This window comes from Bacillus sp. 01N45 (assembly GCF_056399205.1).
The window spans coordinates 136,760-156,645 of record NZ_JBFTQW010000005.1; the positions used below are offsets into that span (position 1 = coordinate 136,760).

Annotated in this window: 22 protein-coding genes and 1 pseudogene; 8 read left to right on the plus strand and 15 right to left on the minus strand. The window is 34.0% G+C overall.

Annotated features, from left to right (window positions below; genetic code table 11):
- Positions 1-36: 36 nt before the first annotated feature.
- On the minus strand, positions 37-186 hold the full coding sequence (locus tag AC1DMU_RS13665; RefSeq protein WP_000540925.1) for a hypothetical protein: 150 nt from the start codon (positions 184-186) through the stop codon (positions 37-39).
- A 267-nt stretch (positions 187-453) separates the two neighbouring features.
- On the opposite strand from AC1DMU_RS13665, the gene AC1DMU_RS13670 reads away from it, so the two are divergent.
- Positions 454-1,404 (plus strand): metal ABC transporter substrate-binding protein, encoded by a 951-nt coding sequence (locus tag AC1DMU_RS13670; protein WP_088063106.1) that lies wholly within the window; start codon positions 454-456, stop codon positions 1,402-1,404.
- A 135-nt stretch (positions 1,405-1,539) separates the two neighbouring features.
- Positions 1,540-2,010: a GNAT family N-acetyltransferase gene (locus tag AC1DMU_RS13675; protein WP_088063105.1), complete on the plus strand. Its 471-nt coding sequence runs from the start codon at positions 1,540-1,542 to the stop codon at positions 2,008-2,010.
- 97 nt (positions 2,011-2,107) lie between these two features.
- Here the strand turns inward: AC1DMU_RS13675 and AC1DMU_RS13680 are convergent, their stop codons facing one another.
- The gene (locus tag AC1DMU_RS13680) at positions 2,108-3,058 is read right to left on the minus strand and encodes a CobW family GTP-binding protein (protein WP_000613417.1); all 951 of its coding nucleotides are present in this window, start codon (positions 3,056-3,058) and stop codon (positions 2,108-2,110) included.
- A 165-nt stretch (positions 3,059-3,223) separates the two neighbouring features.
- On the opposite strand from AC1DMU_RS13680, the gene AC1DMU_RS13685 reads away from it, so the two are divergent.
- The gene (locus AC1DMU_RS13685) at positions 3,224-4,126 is read left to right on the plus strand and encodes an aldo/keto reductase (RefSeq protein WP_088063104.1); all 903 of its coding nucleotides are present in this window, start codon (positions 3,224-3,226) and stop codon (positions 4,124-4,126) included.
- A 24-nt stretch (positions 4,127-4,150) separates the two neighbouring features.
- Here the strand turns inward: AC1DMU_RS13685 and AC1DMU_RS13690 are convergent, their stop codons facing one another.
- On the minus strand, positions 4,151-4,735 hold the full coding sequence (locus AC1DMU_RS13690) for a GNAT family N-acetyltransferase (RefSeq protein ID WP_048543150.1): 585 nt from the start codon (positions 4,733-4,735) through the stop codon (positions 4,151-4,153).
- A gap of 84 nt (positions 4,736-4,819) precedes the next feature.
- The gene (locus tag AC1DMU_RS13695; RefSeq protein ID WP_098649353.1) at positions 4,820-6,283 is read right to left on the minus strand and encodes a flavin monoamine oxidase family protein; all 1,464 of its coding nucleotides are present in this window, start codon (positions 6,281-6,283) and stop codon (positions 4,820-4,822) included.
- Between the two features lie 240 nt (positions 6,284-6,523).
- Between AC1DMU_RS13695 and AC1DMU_RS13700 the strand changes: the two genes are divergently transcribed.
- Together AC1DMU_RS13700 and AC1DMU_RS13705 are read left to right on the plus strand one after the other, a co-directional pair.
- Positions 6,524-6,715, plus strand: coding sequence for a DUF3896 family protein (locus AC1DMU_RS13700; RefSeq protein WP_048543153.1), 192 nt, complete (start codon positions 6,524-6,526; stop codon positions 6,713-6,715).
- A gap of 105 nt (positions 6,716-6,820) precedes the next feature.
- The gene (locus AC1DMU_RS13705; protein WP_088063103.1) at positions 6,821-7,822 is read left to right on the plus strand and encodes an LLM class flavin-dependent oxidoreductase; all 1,002 of its coding nucleotides are present in this window, start codon (positions 6,821-6,823) and stop codon (positions 7,820-7,822) included.
- A 45-nt stretch (positions 7,823-7,867) separates the two neighbouring features.
- On the opposite strand, the gene AC1DMU_RS13710 is transcribed toward AC1DMU_RS13705, so the two are convergent.
- From AC1DMU_RS13710 to AC1DMU_RS13720, 3 genes are all read right to left on the minus strand, one after another.
- A complete protein-coding gene (locus tag AC1DMU_RS13710) occupies positions 7,868-8,812 on the minus strand; it encodes an alpha/beta hydrolase (protein ID WP_088063102.1) in 945 nt (314 codons plus the stop codon).
- Positions 8,813-9,019: 207 nt separating this feature from the next.
- A complete protein-coding gene (locus tag AC1DMU_RS13715; RefSeq protein WP_060490081.1) occupies positions 9,020-9,475 on the minus strand; it encodes a DUF3939 domain-containing protein in 456 nt (151 codons plus the stop codon).
- 107 nt (positions 9,476-9,582) lie between these two features.
- The gene (locus AC1DMU_RS13720) at positions 9,583-10,026 is read right to left on the minus strand and encodes a Dps family protein (protein ID WP_000105195.1); all 444 of its coding nucleotides are present in this window, start codon (positions 10,024-10,026) and stop codon (positions 9,583-9,585) included.
- Positions 10,027-10,267: 241 nt separating this feature from the next.
- Between AC1DMU_RS13720 and AC1DMU_RS13725 the strand changes: the two genes are divergently transcribed.
- Positions 10,268-11,308 carry a YkvI family membrane protein gene (locus AC1DMU_RS13725; RefSeq protein WP_087982788.1) on the plus strand — a complete coding sequence of 347 codons (1,041 nt, stop codon included), beginning with the start codon at positions 10,268-10,270 and terminating at the stop codon, positions 11,306-11,308.
- 36 nt (positions 11,309-11,344) lie between these two features.
- Here AC1DMU_RS13725 and AC1DMU_RS13730 read toward each other — a convergent pair whose 3' ends face one another.
- The 5 genes from AC1DMU_RS13730 to AC1DMU_RS13750 all read right to left on the minus strand — a co-directional run bounded on the left by AC1DMU_RS13730 (position 11,345) and on the right by AC1DMU_RS13750 (position 16,459).
- Complete coding sequence (locus AC1DMU_RS13730; protein WP_000965083.1) at positions 11,345-11,713, minus strand: DUF3979 family protein; 369 nt, start codon at positions 11,711-11,713, stop codon at positions 11,345-11,347.
- Between the two features lie 296 nt (positions 11,714-12,009).
- Positions 12,010-12,315, minus strand: coding sequence for a hypothetical protein (locus tag AC1DMU_RS13735; protein WP_000539573.1), 306 nt, complete (start codon positions 12,313-12,315; stop codon positions 12,010-12,012).
- A 195-nt stretch (positions 12,316-12,510) separates the two neighbouring features.
- Positions 12,511-14,493 carry a HAMP domain-containing methyl-accepting chemotaxis protein gene (locus AC1DMU_RS13740; RefSeq protein WP_088063101.1) on the minus strand — a complete coding sequence of 661 codons (1,983 nt, stop codon included), beginning with the start codon at positions 14,491-14,493 and terminating at the stop codon, positions 12,511-12,513.
- Positions 14,494-14,699: 206 nt separating this feature from the next.
- A complete protein-coding gene (rsgA, locus tag AC1DMU_RS13745) occupies positions 14,700-15,749 on the minus strand; it encodes a ribosome small subunit-dependent GTPase A (protein WP_088063100.1) in 1,050 nt (349 codons plus the stop codon).
- 152 nt (positions 15,750-15,901) lie between these two features.
- Positions 15,902-16,459 (minus strand): DinB family protein, encoded by a 558-nt coding sequence (locus tag AC1DMU_RS13750; protein WP_088063099.1) that lies wholly within the window; start codon positions 16,457-16,459, stop codon positions 15,902-15,904.
- A 196-nt stretch (positions 16,460-16,655) separates the two neighbouring features.
- Here AC1DMU_RS13750 and AC1DMU_RS13755 point away from each other — a divergent pair, with 196 nt between their 5' ends.
- On the plus strand, positions 16,656-17,003 hold the full coding sequence (locus tag AC1DMU_RS13755; RefSeq protein ID WP_060490074.1) for a DUF4257 domain-containing protein: 348 nt from the start codon (positions 16,656-16,658) through the stop codon (positions 17,001-17,003).
- A gap of 84 nt (positions 17,004-17,087) precedes the next feature.
- Entirely contained in the window at positions 17,088-17,312 is a 225-nt protein-coding gene (locus AC1DMU_RS13760; protein ID WP_000162604.1) for a hypothetical protein, read from the plus strand.
- A gap of 45 nt (positions 17,313-17,357) precedes the next feature.
- Here the strand turns inward: AC1DMU_RS13760 and AC1DMU_RS13765 are convergent.
- The 3 genes and pseudogenes from AC1DMU_RS13765 to AC1DMU_RS13775 all read right to left on the minus strand — a co-directional run bounded on the left by AC1DMU_RS13765 (position 17,358) and on the right by AC1DMU_RS13775 (position 19,857).
- A pseudogene (locus AC1DMU_RS13765) lies at positions 17,358-17,544 on the minus strand (hypothetical protein).
- A gap of 152 nt (positions 17,545-17,696) precedes the next feature.
- Positions 17,697-18,872 carry an MFS transporter gene (locus AC1DMU_RS13770; RefSeq protein ID WP_476941519.1) on the minus strand — a complete coding sequence of 392 codons (1,176 nt, stop codon included), beginning with the start codon at positions 18,870-18,872 and terminating at the stop codon, positions 17,697-17,699.
- Positions 18,873-18,921: 49 nt separating this feature from the next.
- The gene (locus AC1DMU_RS13775) at positions 18,922-19,857 is read right to left on the minus strand and encodes an aldo/keto reductase (RefSeq protein ID WP_088609004.1); all 936 of its coding nucleotides are present in this window, start codon (positions 19,855-19,857) and stop codon (positions 18,922-18,924) included.
- Between the last annotated feature and the right edge of the window lie 29 nt (positions 19,858-19,886).

Below are 19,886 nucleotides of genomic sequence, written 5' to 3' on the forward strand. Positions count from 1 at the left end.
ACAAGTAAAGCACTATGCGTACGCATAGTGCTTTACTCACTCTTTTTTCTCATCTTTCTCTCGCAATTTTGTTACTGTTGATGCATCTCCTAAATTACTTATTAATCTTCTTAAAAAAATTAAGACTAATGCTAATGGTAATACTACCGCTAATATCAATAAAATAGCTTCCATTAAGTAACCCAAACACTCATCCCCCTCTACACCCTCCTTTCAAATATATGAACGTAGCGTTGTCACATATGCATGCATTCCTAAAAATAATACATCCAAATTTGACAACTTTATAACAAAAACAAATCGGAATGATTATTATTTATTGCAACTTTATAAAAGATGTATTATACTAAGTTCGCAAACTAAAACGTAATTATTCCGTTTTGTATTAAAATGATATTTTTCTTCTATAATTGGGGAAAATATATCCGTAAAAAAAGAAAAGAGGAGAACTTCATGCCTAAAAGATTGACTATATTTTCATTCTTACTTATTTTCACTTTAATTTTTACTGGCTGCTCAAATAAAAAAGAAGGTAATGCCAAGAAAGACGGAAAGCTAACTGTTTATACTACTATTTTTCCTCTTGCAGATTTTGCAAAAAAAATTGGTGGCGACTATGTAACTGTTGAAGCGATTTACCCACCTGGTGCAGATTCACATACATTTGAACCAAGTCAAAAACAAACAGTACAAGTTGCAAAAGCCGATTTATTCGTTTATAACGGCGCTGAATTAGAACCATTTGCTGAAAAAATGGAAAAAGCATTACAAAAAGAAAATGTTAAAATTGTAAATGCATCAAAAGGTATTGAACTGCGTACTTCTACTGAAGAAGAGCATCATGATCACGGAGACGGCCATAAAGAGGATGAACATCATCACGATAAAGACCCACACATTTGGTTAGACCCTACTCTAGCAATGAAACAGGCAGAAAAAATTAAAAATGCACTTGTAGAATTACAGCCTGATCATAAACAAGAGTTCGAAAAAAATTTCGCAGCACTGCAAACAAAATTTACTGATTTAGATGATCAATTTAAAGCAGCTGTTGCGAATGCAAAAACGAAAGACATTTTAGTTTCTCATGCGGCTTATGGATACTGGGAACAACGCTATGGCCTGAAACAAATTGCTATCGCTGGTATTTCAGCTTCTAATGAACCATCTCAAAAACAGCTTGCTGACATTACAAAAACAGTAAAAGAACATAATCTACAATATATTTTATTTGAAACATTCTCTACACCAAAGGTAGCGTCCGTAATTCAAAAAGAGACGGGTACAAAAATTTTACGCTTAAATCATCTTGCTACTATTTCTGAAGATGATGCGAAGAGCAATAAAGATTACTTCACTTTAATGGAAGAAAACGTAAATACATTAAAAGAAGCTACTAACTAATCAAATTTTTAAAAGAAGCTGAATATGTCATTCAGCTTCTTTTTTATTTGTTCTTACTTGACTTGACCAAAATAACAAGTAAAATTATCCATATTAGCTTTTAAGCTATATTAATTTAGAAGGTGAGTTGGAATTATGACTCTTCACATTTGTGAAGTTACAGCAAAAAATTGGCGTTCGGTAGCTGCTTTAAACGTCGCAAAAGACCAGCAGCAATTTATTGAAAGCAATGCGTTTTCTCTAGCAGAATCATTATATGAGGGAAACGGAACGTCAGTAGGTTTATATGATGGAGAAACACTTGTAGGATACGCAATGTATGGATGGTATTGGGAAAAACGTAAAAGTGTGTGGTTAGATCGCTTTATGATTGACGAGCAATATCAAGGAAAAGGATACGCAAAACGTTTCCTTCGCATACTCATTCAATTCTTACAAGATAAATTTGAATGTAAAATAATTTATTTAAGTTTACATCCAGACAACAAACTCGCAATGGGATTATACGAGTCATTTGGTTTCCGTTTAAATGGTGATATTGATGACGAAGGTCCAGTTGTAGGTGTTGTAATGGAGTTACTATTAGATGAACATACAAGCCTGTGAAAACAGGCTTTTTATTATCCTTCGTTTTTTGCAATCTAGCATTTTTCTACAAAATACTTAGTTAAGTTAAAAAAATAAGCCTGCAATATATGCAGACTTATTTCACACACTCCCCGAAATGTTCTTGGAACCATTCTTTATTAATATCTTTTCCGATAAACACAACTTCACTTACTCGTTCTTCGCCCTCTTGCCACTCTCTATCATATGATGCAGCAAACAGTGTATGCACACCTTGGAAAACGATACGTTTATCTACTCCATCAATCGATAAAATTCCTTTGTAGCGATATAAATACTCCCCTAGCTCTTGAACGACAGCTGACATCCACTCATTTAGTTTTTGTAAATCTAACGGTCGCTCTTCGCGTAGTACAAACGACTTTACCCCTTCTAGATGATTATGCTCTTTATGAGGATAAATTTGTAACGTATCTTTCGTTTTAAACGTTTGAATTTGTAGTAACGATGGAATATCTACATCACAGTTAGTCGCCTCGATTAACTTTGCAGTTGGGTTAATACCTTGCAGTTCCTGCAATAGATTTTCCTTTTCACTTTCATCCACTAAATCTAATTTATTTACTAAAACGACATCAGCAAATGCAATTTGTTCCTTTGCTTCTAGTCCTTTTTCAAAATGTTTATGTATATGATAACTATCTACTACTGTTACAACGCCGTTAATTTGGTATGCAGATTGAATCACAGGATCTAAAAAGAATGTTTGAATAATCGGACCTGGATTTGCAAGACCAGTCGTTTCAATTACTAATCCATCAAATTCCATTTTACCTTCTGCTTTTACGTCCAGTAATTGTTTTAAAGCGACTAGTAAATCTTCACGTACAGTACAACATAAACATCCATTCGTCATCTCCATAATCTCTTCTTCGACATTCATAATCAGCTGATTATCAATACCAATTTGTCCTATTTCATTTACAATCACTGCTAATTTATGACCGTGATTTTCTGATAAAATGCGATTTAATAATGTCGTTTTCCCTGATCCAAGAAAACCAGTTAATATTGTTACTGGAATCATTTCGTACATCTCCTTATAGCTATATGTTTTTACATTATAGCATATAGAGAAAATCGTTTTTGTAGCAAAACATATTTATTGTATGTACGACACTGTAACTATATAATAATATGTAGCAAGAAAGCCTTTTCAAAAAATGATTCATTCATCAAGGAGGTACTTATAATGGAACGAGTTCAAATGGCCGAAACACTAGAATTTTCTCGTATTATTCAAGGTTTTTGGCGTTTAGCAGAATGGAATATGCCAAAGCAAGAGTTACTTTCTTTTATGGAAGCTTGTATGGATATGGGAATTACTACTTTCGATCATGCTGATATTTATGGCGGATATACGTGTGAAGGATTATTTGGAGAAGCGTTACAACTCAAGCCTTCCTTACGCGAAGACATGCAAATTATCACAAAATGTGGAATCGCTCCCCCATCACCAAAATTTCCAGAGAGATATGTTGCGCACTACAATACGAGTGCTGAACATATAATAAAAAGCGCGGAAGACTCACTACAAAACTTACATACAGATTATATTGATGTACTGCTCATTCATCGCCCTGATCCATTTATGGATCCAAATGAAGTAGCAGAAGCGTTCTCACGCTTAAAGCAAGAAGGAAAAGTCCGTCACTTCGGTGTATCTAACTTTTTACCTTCACAGTTTAATATGTTAAGTTCTTATTTAGATTTCCCGCTCATTACAAATCAAATTGAAGTATCTGCGATGCAGCTTGAACATTTCGAAAAAGGGACAATTGATTTATGCCAAGAAAAGCGAATCAATCCTATGATTTGGTCGCCTCTTGCTGGCGGAGAAATCTTTACTGGTCAATCAGAACGTGCTGTACGTTTACGTGAAACTTTACAGAAGGTTGCTACTGAACTAGATGTTACTAGCATCGATACAGTTATGTATGCATGGCTGCTTGCTCATCCAGCTAACATGATGCCAATCGTTGGATCTGGTAAATTAGATCGTGTTAAAACAGCCGCCCTTGCTACAAAAGTTAATTTAGATCGTCAACAATGGTTTACAATTTTCGAAAGCTCTAATGGACATCCTGTACCATAATACACAAAAAGAAGAGCTGTTTCTTTACAGCTCTTCTTTTTCATATGTATTTCTAGTCATGGCAAATACACACATATCCCTTAATCCATTTCCATCTACCGCTACACTCGCACTTTCCAATGTACCTTCTAACTTAAATCCTAATTTCTCAGGTATCGCTCTACTCTTCTTATTTAAAGAATCACATCGAATTTCTACGCGATTTGCTTTCAGCTCAGAAAAAGCATAATCTGTTATACCCTTTGCAGCCTCTACCATATAACCCTTTCCACTAAACCTTGAATCAATCCAATACCCAATTTCAAATTGAGGTATATCCCAATTAATACGATGCAATCCAGCTGATGCAATAAATTCACCTGTTTCTTTCGAAAAAACTAGTAATCTTAAATCCTCACGCTGTAAAAATTGAATATGCGATTTTCTAATGCTCACTTCTACTTCTTCCTCTGTTTGCTCTTTTTGTGCAAAAACCATCCAAGGTTTTAATTCTTTCATAGAAGCTTGAATTGCATCGTATACAGATTTACCGTCACCCGGTTTCGGCATTCGAATAAATAGCCTATCAGTATAAAATTCAGAAGGAAAATCAAATAATAACGGATTCACTTTCAACACTCCTTTTAATTCTTTTATATATAATAATATCCATCTCAAACTATACAGTAAAGAAATTTCTGAATTTTATACATTTTAATTATTTACCTCTACCGCTACACGAACTCCAGATTCAATTGCACCTTGTATCCATCCGTGATATAACGTTGTATGATCACCTGCAAAGTATAATCTCCCCTCTGGTTTTATAATCGCTGGTTGTAGCTCAGATTCTTGACCTGCCTGAAATAGCGCAAATCCTCCAAGTGCATATGGATCCAATGTCCAACTTTTTGATATGCCAGACATGAACTCATCATATACTTGACCGCCTAATATGGTCGCTAAATTTTGTAGTGTGTAATAAATACGATCACCTTTTGATAACCCATCCCATAACAACGCATCATAAGACCATGTATAGCTTCCTAACATCATAGCAGGTCCTTTTTCTCCAATTCCGTGACTTGGATAATAGGCGTAACGAATTGGTAAATCCGTTATAATTCTGCCACCTAATTGTCCTTGTTCTTCCCAAAATCGACTTTTAAATTGAATTCCTATTTTCGTCGCTGGCATATAATGCAATTCACGAATCGCTTTCCATTTTTCATGAGATATAGAATTAAATGGATCTACCTCCACAAAGCGCATTGTCGAAAATGGAATTGTAATAATAACTAAATCCCCTGTAATACTACTATACTCAAAAGTTTCCTCGTTTCGATAGAAAGCTGTCACACCATTATCATGTTGTTGTAGCTTCATTAATTTTTGATTATATATAATATTTTCTTCTAATTGTGGTAAAAAGGACTTCGGTAATCTATCATTCCCGCCTACTATTTCACAAAATCCACTCTCCACTTGCATAATATATAAAAAGCGTAACGTCTCAACAAATGACCTTTCCAAAAAACCTTCTAAATCTAATAAAACACCAATCATCTCGATTGTTACTGGTGAAAAGTAAGTATTATATTGATAAGGGTAATACTTTAAAAATTGTCCTGTAGAGTATCTCCCAAAATCCTTTACTACAATATCCCAATTTTTCTCTGGGTTCTTTTTTATAAAATTTATAATGGGCTGCACCGCTAACATTAATAGCTCCTCAGACGTTTTCCCAACTTCATTCATTTCCACAGGATACTTTAATATACTTGGATCTTTTTCATATTGTTTTAATGTCGTTTTTCGGCCATTTACGTAAACGATATCTGTCTCATTCCTATTAATAAAAGGGCTTACCTGTAGCCCGAATTTTCTTATATATGCCATCGTTAATGTGTGCGAATACGGAATTCTCATTGCCCCAACATCTAAATATAATCCGGTATCTTCCATTCTAACCGTCTCTATGCGGCCACCTACCCGGTTGTTTGCTTCAAAAATCTTCACATCATGTCCTGCAGCTTTTAATAAAGATGCCGAAACCAACCCAGCCATACCGGCCCCTACTACTATAATTCGCTTCGGACGAGTCGTCTTCTTTAACCCTTTATTTATAACTTTTAACGTTTCATCCATCTCAGTGTTATACATTATATCTTTCTGCACAATTCCACCCCTTACTTCATAAAGTGAAACTATAATCAGTGGGGGGTCTTCCCCTACTGATTATTAGTTGAACCAATCGGGCTTTTATGGGCATTAGTGGTTTAGTGCATTTTATTCATAAATTCCTATAAACATAACAACATAGAAAGAGGAATATTCACTAAAAGTACATAAGAGTTAGCTTTCACACCTCTTCACGCTTCGTATAATATAGCAACAGCAAAGAAGGAGTGGTTAAAAATGAAACAAACTTACGACTACCACGCTACAAAGAAGTATTTAGAAGAAAAGAAACAACAACTATGCAACAAACTTAGTTGTAAGCATCTATCTAAAAAAGAGCGTGAACAACTAAAACTTGAGATTGATAACTACGAATATATATTAAATTTAGCCGAAATGAATCATTATGAACGAGGATTTTCTCGTTAAAAGTAAATATAGAATTTATCCACTTTTTATTTTGAGCATTTTATTACGCATTTTTCGTAAGTAAATATATAATAGGATGTACATTAAGATTGAGAGGTATATTCTATGATCAAATTAAGCGTATTAGACCAATCACCTATTTCAGATGGTAGTACAGCAGCCCAAGCTTTTTCACATACAGTTACACTTGCGCAAGAAGTTGAAAAACTCGGATATACACGCTTTTGGGTATCGGAGCATCACAACTCTGTCAGCCTTGCTGGTTCAAGTCCTGAAATACTTATTTCACATATTGCAGCAAAAACAGATCGTATGAGATTGGGTTCAGGTGGTGTTATGTTGCCACACTATAGCCCATATAAAGTTGCTGAGAATTTCCGTGTTTTAGAAGCGCTTTATCCAAATCGTATTGATCTTGGTGTCGGCAGAGCACCTGGTGGTATGCCAATTGCAACTCGCGCACTTCAAGAAGGCAAAATGGTCTCACTTGATCAATACCCAGAACAAATTGCAGATGTTGCAATGTACTTACATGATCAAGTACCAGAAAACCATCATTATGCAAATTTAAAGGCTACTCCTGTCATTCCAACATCTCCCGAGATGTGGATGCTTGGTTCTAGCGGAGAGAGTGCAATGATTGCCGCAAAACAAGGTGCTTCTTTTGCATTCGCACAGTTCATTAACGGATACGGTGGCCCTGAAGTAATGAATGCTTATCAAGAACAGTTCCAACCTTCTTATTTAGGAGATAAACCAAAATCAATCGTCTCTATTTTTGTTATTTGCGGAGAAACGAATGAAGAGGCGGAAAAAATTGCTTCTAGTTTAGATTTATCAATCTTATTACTAGAACAAGGAAAGCGTACAACTGGTACTCCTTCTATCGAAACTGCACAAAATTATTCATACAGCGCTTATGATTTATTCCGTATAAAAGAAAATCGTCAACGTATGATCGTCGGTGATCCATCTTCTGTGAAAGAACAAATCGTAAACTTAAGCAAAGCGTACAATACTGATGAATTTATGATTGTCACAATTACTCATCGATTTGAAGATAAATTGAATTCTTATCGCTTACTAGCAAATGCTTTTCATTTATAATGACAAAAGGGAGATACATCAATTATGATGCATCTCCCTTTTTTACTACTTATTATTTTTGTCGTCTATATATTCAATAGCTTCTTTTAATAGTTCATCAAAATCCTTAGGATAATCATGATTTAAATTGGGTATAACTTTAAACTCATGTTCTATATTCTTATCTCTTAATAATTGTACAAATTGCTGCGTACATTCGAAAGAATCTTCATCTTGATCCCCACACACTATATATCCCTTTATATTTTTATTCTGTAACACTTCCAACAACTCATTCCATTCTTCAATCTCTGGAAGCCACGGCGCCACAAAAATAAAACCATCTACATCTATATCTTTTTGTAAAATTGTATACAAAGCTACTCTTGCGCCAGCAGAAAAACCACCAATTATTACACTTTCTACTGTATGATTTTCTATAAACATAACGTAATGCTCTTTTAATTCCTCTTTCCCTCTATGTTTATCATCCCAAACAAATCCATCTGAAAACTGAATTTGCGAAGATTGTGGTAAAGCTAACGTATAATCTTGTGTCAAAACAGATTTCCAATATGGTTCTATTATTTCTATATTTTCTTGATCCCCGTGCATTGCAATAAATAGTTTTCCTTCTTTATTGCTGTCTAAATATTTCACGTCTGCTCGTTCTGTTTTCTTTGCTAATTCTTCTCTTTCTTTACATAATTGAACCATTTTATGAAACTCTTCAAATTTATGTAGTGGTGTTAAATCATCGTCCGAAATTAAATACTCATTTCCGTACCAAAATCCATTGTCTATAATAGCTTCCTTCATTATCTGTAACGCTTCTTCTTCAAGCCCCGCTGCACTCGCTAGCGCATATTTAAAATTATATATTTGCGCTTTATTCCCCACTACACCTTTAGCATGCTCCATTATATAAGTGTACGCTTCCAAACTCCCTTTATTTGCGTAACAATGTAACGTTTCATTTAATAATTGAATGTAAGTCATACTATTTTTCATACATCCATTCCCCCGTAATCTTTTATAATATTTATTTCTCAAACCTTTATACCATTCTGTAATCACTGTATATAACTCACGCTAACAATACTTAATCATTACTTCTCTTCGTCCAATAAGTTTAGTATAAAATTTAATAAACTGAAAAATCAATATTTTACTAAACAAAAAAAGACAACAATATATTTATTGTTGTTTTCAATACATCTACCCACTCTTTTGTTTTTTTCTGTCTGGTTTACTTGAAACTAAATAGTGTTTTTCTGAAATATATAAGTCTCTTTTTAATATACGATTTAAATACGGCCCTAATTTCATCCCGCATATAAGGCGATCTTCACTACCTTCAACAATTGGAAACATTTCTTTTTCTGTTACGTATTGATCTACTGCTTTTTGTACGATATCAATTTCTTTAACTAGGTTTAGATTTTCTTCTGTATGTTCAAATACCTCAAGCGTTTCCTTCGTAATAAGAAAACTATTTGTTGGAAATGCAAGTAAATACGGCTTTAACAAATCATAATTTACTGTATAATCATCATTTACTAATACTGTATAAACAATATTAGCATTCGTTTCTAGAAATTTAGCCATCGCTTGTTCTAATTCATCTTTCGTAATTTCACGCTCTTCTTTTCCAGTTCTGAAAAAGCGAAACATTGCATCGCCTCCTTTTTACTATATTATAGCATAAAAGAAAACTGAAAAATGACAAAAAAAGCCATTGAAAGAATTTTTCAATGACTTTTTTCTTTATATACTTATATTTATTTTAAGAACGCACTTAGCATCCATACATGTTGTTCTAATGTTGTATGAATCGCTAACAACATGTCTGCTGATGTTTCATCGCCAGCTTCGCCAGCAACTTCCATACCTTCTTTTAATTCTTGAATAAGTGCAGAGTAATCATTCACTAATGTTTGCACCATTTCTTCTGCAGATTCCTTGCTTGTCCCTTCACTCACACTAGATGTTGCAAGATATTCTTTCATTGTCGCTAGCGGTTTACCTTCCAACGCTAAAATACGTTCTGCTAATTCATCAATATTTGTTCCAGCTTCATTGTAAAACTCTTCAAATTTCTCATGTAACGTAAAGAAGTGTGGTCCTGTCACATACCAGTGATAATTATGTAGTTTCACATATAACACATTCCAGTTTGCTACCTGCTTGTTTAATACTTCAACAACATTTGTTTTCGTACTCATACAATCCACTCCTCTTATCATTTCATAATGTTTATCTTTTAATAACCTAGTTACATGTTACCATACATTTCCTATCCTTTCGAACGATTGGCTCATATGTAACAAAGTTTTAACACCTTTAATACTTCCCTAATATCTTTTAATTCATGTATGTTTTCAAACACTTCATACGTCTAATTGTCCAAGCTCATACATATGCATAATAGTAAATCAAGCTCATCGTAGTAGAAAGAGGGATAACATGGACAATCAACAATGGCAAGTAGCAAAGAAGGTCGCTGCTACTTATATTGGAACAGTCGTTGGAGCTGGATTTGCTACTGGACGAGAAATCGTTGAATTTTTTACAGTGAACGGATTATATGGAACAATTGGCATATGTGTAAGTGGATTTTTTTTTATTTGGCTTGGCACAAAGATGATGTTACTTTCATCACAAATCGGTGCATTTTCAGCGCAAGAATTTAACAAATATTTATTTGGGGATGTAGTTGGCAATGTTGTAAACACACTATTATTACTCGTATTATTTGGTGTAACGAGCGTTATGTTATCAGGAGCTGGGGCGGTATTTGAAGAGCAACTTCGTTTACCAAGACAACTTGGTATTTTCATTATATTGATCGCCTGTCTCATTATAGGTAGTCGCGGATTACAAGGGGTTTTTGAAGTTAATACACTTGTCGTACCTATTATGATGATTTTTATTATCGGACTTGCTATTACAACTTTTTTTCACGGTACAACTCCTATTAGTGACACTATTCCTGCAGAAAGCTGGAATATGAAGTGGATTACTAGTCCTATTACATATGTCGCCTTAAATCTTTCTCTCGCCCAAAGCGTTCTCGTCCCGTTAGCCAGTGAAGTAAAAGATCGAAAGGCCATTTTATGGGGCGGTATTTTAGGCGGTGCAGGACTTTCTTTAATTTTATTATGTAGCCATTTAGCTATTTTATCAGTCGATCAATTTTATCAATATAATATCCCAATGGCTGAAGTCATAAGAAAATTCAATGCAACTTTTCACTTTTTCTTTGTTCTTATCATTTTCGGTGAAGTGTTCACAACTTTAGTTGGTAATGTGTTCGGAATGACAAAACAAATTCAATCCATCACCAGATGGAAAAGTAACAATATTATTTTCTTCATTTTACTAATTAGTTATTGCTTTAGTTACATTGGTTACAGTGAATTACTCCACATTCTATATCCTATAATTGGATGGGTCAGCATCATTTTACTGCCAATTATTGCTTTTAAACAACTTCAAAAAACATAAAAGAAGCATCCATGTTATTGGATGCTTCTTTTATGTTCATTCACAATCATCGCATACTTCCCAGTACGGCCCCATTTCGAGTGCTAAATATGGCTTTAATTGCAACCGAATCATCCGACTAGGCATACGTTCTAAAACGAATTGAATTCCTTCTTCCTCTTCGTCTAATTCAACTTTTGAAATCGCAATTCTTTGCATAGTAGAAATAGGCATTCCATCTTTATATAAAGTGATTTTCACCTCATCATATTCATTAAAATACAATTCAACACTCATTTGATTTTTCAACAGTTCATCAACAATTTCATATTTATCATTTCGTTCCTGGATTATATATTTCCAGCCGCCTCTACCTTCTTCTTTCGGAGCTGCTTGAAATAATGTCATCAAATCCTCGTATAGCATAAGATAACCCCTCTCTTACTAAAAAACGATGAGTATTTTATATACCCTTTATCTCTATCACTATCCATATGTATTGTACCATATATCGTCGTTTTTACCGTATTCATTTGCTTCATAATTGCATGTAAAACACCTGATTCTCTTCATTATTATATGAATTGTCTCTCATTATATTTCTTAATATGCTTCTAACGCTTTCCAATCATATCAAACATAAGTAAATGCACTCTTTGTCCATCCTCCGCTTAGTATTTCCTTACAATCACAAAAAAGAAGAGTGACTTTTATCACTCCCCTTAAAAGAATTTCCCCGTAGCTACTAACGCTAATACTAGTATTAAAATTGTAAATAATAATGATACGATGAAACTAAAAATAGGTAATGCTTTCTTTTCATTCTTCTTAAAGAGTAACTTTAAACTAAGAAAGATGTTTACTGGTACAAGTATAAAATAAAAATATTTAACAATTTGCACCGAACTATTCGAAAGTGTTTTTAAAATAAACACTTCAATTAGAAAGACAATAAAAAATGAAATACTTAACCAAAATGAGACATAACTAAGCCAAGAATGTCTTTTGGTACCCCAATAAACTCCCATAGTAATCTCCTTTATTTGCATTTTATACGATTATAATTATACACAAAGCAAACAAATACCTCTATTTTTCGACAAATATCATACAAAATATACCTTTAAATATTATAAAGATACTCTCAATCTCATTTCATTTTACATAATAAAAACAGACTACTCCAATAGCATACTGCTATTTTGGAGATAGTCTGTCCTCTGTTAAACTTTAAATCTTTCAATTAACCCTTGTAACTCTTCAGCCATTTGAGATAATGTACCAGCCGCCGAACTAATCTCCTCAATGGACGCTAGTTGTTCTTCTGCTGATGCTGCAACGTTTTGAGTACTCGTCGCATTGTTCTGTGCTGTCATTGCAATTTGACCTACTGAAATAGACACTTCATTTGCACCTTTTGACATCCCGTTAGCCGTTTCAACCATCGTTTTAATTTGATCTGCAATTTCATTTGTAGATAGTAAAATCTCAGTAAAGTTTTGCTTCGTTTCATTCGCAATAACAAGTCCAGATTGAACTTCTTCATTTACATGCCCCATTGATTTTACCGTCTTACTCATGTCATCTTGTATTTCACATATTAATTTACTAATTTCACTAGAAGATACACTAGACTTCTCCGCCAATTTACGTACTTCATCTGCAACAATCGCAAATCCTCTTCCGTGCTCTCCTGCTCTTGCAGCTTCAATTGCCGCATTCAAAGCTAGAAGATTCGTTTGATCTGCAATATTTTGAATGACTTCTAGTATGTCACCAATTTGTTTTGATTTATTATTTAGCAACTGTATAACTTCATCTGATTGTGAAACAGATTCTGCAATAGACTGCATTTGATTTACTGTTTTTCCTACTAGTTTCCCGCCATCTTCTGCTTTTTCACGAGTATGAGCAGAAGCCGTACTAATTGATGATGAACTATTTGCTACATGCTGAATTCCTTCTGTTACATCAAATAATAACATTGCACCATTTTCTACGCTCGTTGTTTGCGTTGTTGCCCCGCTCGATATTTCATCCATTGCCATTGTAATTTGCTCAGTTGCTTCACTCGCTTGTCTTACACTTGCCGTTAGCTCTTCTGATGCTGCTGCAACATGTCCAGCCGACGTATTAATTCTTCCAATTAACGTTCGCAATGCATCTGTCATCTCATTGAATCCTTTTGCAAGTTGGCCAATTTCATCATTAGAATGAATCTCGATTGTTTGCGTTAAATCTCCCTCACTTATTTCTTTAGAAGTAGCAACTAATCTTTTTAATGGCTTCGTTATAGAAAGTGTCACAAAATAAATAAGTGCTCCGCCTATAACTAATGAAATGAACATAACAATTAACATATTATAAAATACAGGCTGCGCAGCTTCAATTATTTCATTTGAGTACATCGTTCCACCGATTTTCCAACCTGTTTTTACATTTGTAGCAAATACCATTTGTTTTTCGCTGCCATCATACATATATGAAAAAGCACCATGGTTATCTTCATAAATTTTCTTCGCCCAAGAATCAGCTGCTTTTTCTCCTGATTTTTCTTGAGGATGTGCAATTATTTTTTGTTTTCCATCTAAAATGAAAGCATATCCCTTTTTACCGATATTGATTAACTTTGTTGTTTTTAATAAATTATCTAAACTTAAATCTATTGCTACAACACCGTTTTTATCTTCTGCTTGTTTTGCAATCGTTACGACAATATGTCCATTTCCTTGCGCCTTATATGGCTCAGTAACGACAATACCCCCTTGTTTTGCCACTGCATCTTTATACCAAGAACGTTCTGTTGGATCATAGTCTGCTGCCATTTGTATATTTGGTTCTTGCACAAATTTCTTATCATTCCCAGCAAAGTATACTTGTTCAACATCTTTATTCAAATTAATATATTGAGATAACATTTTTCTTAATTCATCTTGATTATCCCCTTGATACATATTACCTTGAATCACCCGTGCAAAATTATTTACATCATTAAATTTCGCCTCAATCATTTGATTGATTAAATTATCTAATATTTTTATATTGTCGTGAGCACTGCTCGTAATTTGTGATTCAAAGTTCTTTTTAGCTGTTTGATAAGACATGCCTCCAATAATAGAGACAGCTGCAATTAAAATGACAAAAAACGAAATTAGTAGTTTTTTTGCTACTTTCATATCACGAAACCAATTTAATAGTCTACCCATTACAAACCTCCTGCTTTTCAATTTCAATAGTTAAATCTAGCGAGTTGTAAACATTTCCCATCCCTAAATTATTATTTTCATAATCTATTACGATGAATACTTTGTAAAGTTTAAACAATTAAATTCTCTTTGTCTATATATTTGAATAATATTATTATAAAATTTACAAATACAAAAAAAGCCAAAGGGAACCACCCTTTGGCTTTTCATATTTTTTTATGCTGTTTAGAAATCTTTTTCCACTTATCACGCTCTGCTCTCGCAAGAATAGCATCTTGTTTTCTCATAAAATACGCCAGTTCTCTTTGTAATTTTTTATAGCTTTGCAAACGATTTATCGTAATAATTCCGTTATCAATTGCACTATGCACTGCGCACCCTGGCTCATTTTCATGTTTACAATCCCTAAAACGGCACGTTTTTGCTAATTCTTCAATATCAGAAAATGTTGTTTGAATTGCATCGCTTCCTTCCCAAAGCTGTAGCTCCCTCATACCCGGAGTATCAATAACTAAACCACCACTCGGTAATCGGAACAATTCACGATGAGTTGTCGTATGCCTTCCTTTACTATCTTCCTCACGAATATCTCCCGTTTTTGCTACTTCAAGTCCTATGAGTGCATTTAACAAAGTGGATTTTCCAACCCCCGATGACCCGACTAAAGCAATTGTTTTTCCTGAAGAAACAAATTGCTGCAGCGATTCAATACCAGTATGCTTTAAACTATCAACGACGAAGATCGGAACACCAATTGCCACAGCTTCCGTTTCAACAATTTTCTGTTCCACGTCTTCACATAAGCTACTCTTTGTTAAAACAATAACAGGCATTGCACCACTTTCATACGCTAATAGTAAATAACGTTCTATTCTTCTTACGTTAAAATCATGGTTAAGTGCATTTACTAAAAATAGATAATCTACATTTGCTGCTATTACTTGTTCTTCCGTTCGATTACCAGCCTCTTGTCTAGAAAAAGAGCTTCTTCTTTGAAAAATACGATGAATAATTGCTTTCTTTTCATTCTCTATTTTCTTTATATACACCCAATCACCAACCGCTGGATAATCTCCCTTCGTTACTGCTTCATGCCGAAACTTTCCAGACAGCTCTGCCATATATTCACCATCATTACAAATAATTCGATATATATGTTTATGCTCTAGTAAAATACGCCCTACTTCAAAGTTCTCTACAGCTTGTTCTTCAAAAAAAGAATCCCAGCCGAATGATTCTAAAATATTTTGATTCAAATTGATATCCTCCCTAGTTTAAGCTAAGCGGAAGGATCGTGCGCTCACTTATACAGTCTCGCCCTTTCCATCCACCTTTGTATTTGGTTTATGATTCATATACGTTATTTTCACCATAATACATCACCCCGTTCTCATTTTAATTACTCTCATTATATGGAATATTTATTTAAAAAGCTACCTTGTTTAACGCAATTTTCAAACATTTTATTTTTCATCATTCTAATTTGTCCACGATGACTAATCTCATCTTCTAGCACATGAAACCACAGATAGTGCTGGTTATACGCTACACCGTTAGGCCACTTTCTTTCTGACATAAGCCATTCATCATCTTGTTCATTCAAATACTTCAGAGATTCTTCTCGAACACTTTGTAGAATTTGTATATAATACTGTATTTCATTACCACGGATTGTTCTCCCCGCTTTCCCTAAATACAGTGCGTCTTCCCATATTTCTAATTCTTCTTTTGTAAAGTCGCGCTCTTGAAATGAAATAAGTTGATGGGCTTTTTCTATAGCTGCTATATGCTTTAGTAACGCTCCGATGGAATTCCCTCCACTCGTCATAATGAAATCTACTTGCTCAACTGATAGATCGTTTATTTCCTGTAATGTTACAGCCCTCGTATGCTCCAGCATGCTTACTAATTCCCCTATATTTTTTGTATAACCATCCATACTTCTTATTCGATAATCTATATTCATCTCACGCACCCCTTTCTACATTCATATTAAGGAATAACCGCTTCATATAATAGACTGAAATATGTCAGATTTTTCTGTTATAATTAAATTGAATACGTAATAAACCCAAACAAACTTTCTCAATATGCTTCTATGAAATATTAAAAGGAATCAATATAAAAGAATCGAATCTTATTCACTAAAAGGAGTGGATTCGATGGAAATGTATCAATGGCTAACCGCTATACTCGTTGGTGGCATTACCGGTTTCGTTTCCCATCTAATCAATAACCAAGGTAAGTTATTGCTTCCACGCCGTTTGAAAACTTTTTTTCACTTTGGGTTTTTGACTGATATTTTCACTGGTAGTCTAGCTGCACTTCTTGGACTCGTTTTATTCGATGTTACCTTAATAAAAGAAATTATTAAAGTATCCATTGTGACTGCTATTTCCGGTCAGACTTTCTTACTGCACCAAGCGCTTGGTGGTGAGCAGGCTAAAAATAAACAAATTGGGAAAGCTGATGAGAAGATTCAAGAAATTGACAAATTATTACGACGTTAGTCTATACTTTCTTTAAAAATTATTGCTATAATAAACAATAAATATTTTCTATTGCGTCGTTTGTCAGAAGAAAGGGTGTTTCGTATGACAAAAAAGAAAATAGAAGATTTCTTAACAAACACTGAAAAAGAGGAACTGCTAGAAAACTATAAATGTTTACGAGAAGCCCGCACAAAAAGCGAAGCTAATTATTTTGGTGAAGCAGTAGACCATCTATTAAATAAAGCAAAACAACGAATTATTAAAGATGCAGGCATACATGATGAAAATGCAGCAACAGTTCAATCAAAGAGAAAAGCACTGTTTTAGTTACATTAGCTAAAACAGTGCTTTTTATTTAGAATTTTTTCACAGCTATTTCACATCTATTTCACAAATATAAGTAGTCCTATATGCTAAACTAAGTATATCCTTTTCCAAGGAACTATATGCCGATATATGAATCCCTATCTCTGTAGGGATTTTTTATTTTTGGATTCCTCATAACTTTATTACGATACCTTTATACTATTTGTCTATTTTCTTTAATCTCTGCACTCAAAGATCCCTTTGTATTATTACTCTTCTAATATTGATTTCATATGTGGTTTCTAACTGCTATTTTCATTTATAGACTAACTGCACTTCTTGCACTCGCTTTATTTGATGTCACCTCAAAAGAGGAGATATAGCTCTTTTTTATTTGTACAGGCTTTATGATACAATTCCTGTTTCACTATCTTCATTAAGCTTTTCACTTTTTCTAAACAAAAATAAAGCTCCTATATATAGTAACGCAGTAAAACTACCTATAAGTATAAAATTGTGAGATGCTGCAAATAGCAGTCCTGCTATTGCCGCTCCAATCATTTGACCAATATACATAGAAGCATTAGCAAGCGCGGCTCCTGTTCCTCTTGCTACACTAGATATGTTTTGTAAGTGCCTCATCATTAATACAAACAAAATTCCTGTCACAAAAAACAAAACAAAGAACAATAACTCCACCAATATAATGTTCTTTACATGAGGAAGTAATACATATAGCACTGCTGTAAATATAATTCCACCATAGAAAGAAAGGTTATAACCAATTTTATTTGTGATTCTAGGGCCAAAAATATTACCAGCTAAATTCCCTAATCCTAATATAAGCATAGTTGTACCTACTTCATGAACTTGTAAGCCAAATTGAATGGACAGCCATACACCAAAAAATGAAAATGCAGCAAAATTACCAGTTTGAAAAACAAAATATGCAAAATAAGAAATCGAAACCTTTGAATCTGTAAGTAATTGTTTATAGCGCTTTAAGATGTTTGTTTTACTTCCACCTATATGAACCGGTTGTATTTCTGGTAATACTATATAGATAAGAATTACAAGTAGTGTTGATAATATACCAATGACGAAGAATGGTGTTGTATAGTGTATCATTGCCAAATACGATCCAACTGGCAACCCTAAAATTTGAGAGATTGCTAACCCTGCTGTTACAATTCCAATTGCCTTTACAATTTGCTCCTTCTCTATAAGGAGCGGAATAGATGCCCACACTTGTGGAGATACAAAGGCTGCACTTACACCTGCTAAAAATCTAAATGCTAGCATCCATAGAAAACTCGGTGCCATTCCACATAAAAACGTACTTAACGCAAAAAAACTCATTCCTATTACCATCACTTTTTTTCTGTTTAAGCCATCTGATATATGACCAGCAATAAGCGCAAATCCAGCGTATCCTAAAGCATATGAACTCACCATCCACCCTGACAGCTCAGTTGAAACATGATACACCTTCTGTAATGTCGGTAAAAGTGGTGAAATTAAGAAAGTATCTGTACCTATCATAAACATGATCGTAAAGAATACAGCTAGTACTCTTTTCATTTAAACCTTCTCCTTTTATATAAAAAGAGGGAAGTCCCCCTCTTCTCAACTAATCTTCTAAAATAGATTTAATTTCTTCCATAACCTTTTCATTCAATGAAACTTCCACCGCTCTTACACTTTCTCTTATTTGCTCCGCTCGTTTCCCACCAGGAATAACAGTATCAATGCCTTTTTTATTTAATAGCCATGCTAAAGCTAAATGTGATACTTCAAGATTCATTTCTTTAGCTAAACCTTTTAACTTCTCAACTTTTTTAAAGTTACTCTTATATGTATTTTCTTCAAATAGATTTACACTTTGACGCCAATCGCCTTCGTTTAATTTAAAATCTTCTGTATATTTTCCACCTAGTATCCCAAAAGCAAGAGGCCCGTATGGTATAAATGAAATACCTGATTCTATACAATACGGCAAAAGTTCTTCTCCAGCAGTACGATCCAACATATTATACGGTGATTGTACAACATCTATTTGTTCGTGCTGATTCGCTGCTTTTAATTGCTCTACGTTTACGTTAGATATTCCAATTGCACGAATTTTACCTTCTTCTTTTAGACGAGCAAGCTCTCCAATTGAATCTATGTAACTTGTTTCTGGATTTGTAAAATGTAAATAATATAAATCAATATAATCAGTTTGTAATCTTCTTAAGCTATTTTCCACAGCATTTCTTAAATAGCTTCGTTCATTATTAATATAAACTTCTCCATTTAATAACGGCTGTATTCCACCTTTTGTAGCAAGTACAACTTCTTGACGTTTTCCTTTCAATACTTCTCCTACCAATTCCTCTGATCTACCGAGACCGTATGAATCCGCTGTATCAAAAAATGTAACCCCTCGCTGGATAGCTTCTTCTATTAATCGTTTTCCTTCTTCTTCGTTCACATTAGCATATAAATTATGCCCCCCTACAGCGTTTGTTCCTAACCCCAACTTCGAAATATGTAACCCTGCCTTTTGTAATTTTGTATATTTCATTTTTTCTCCCCCTATATTTCTATTGTTCG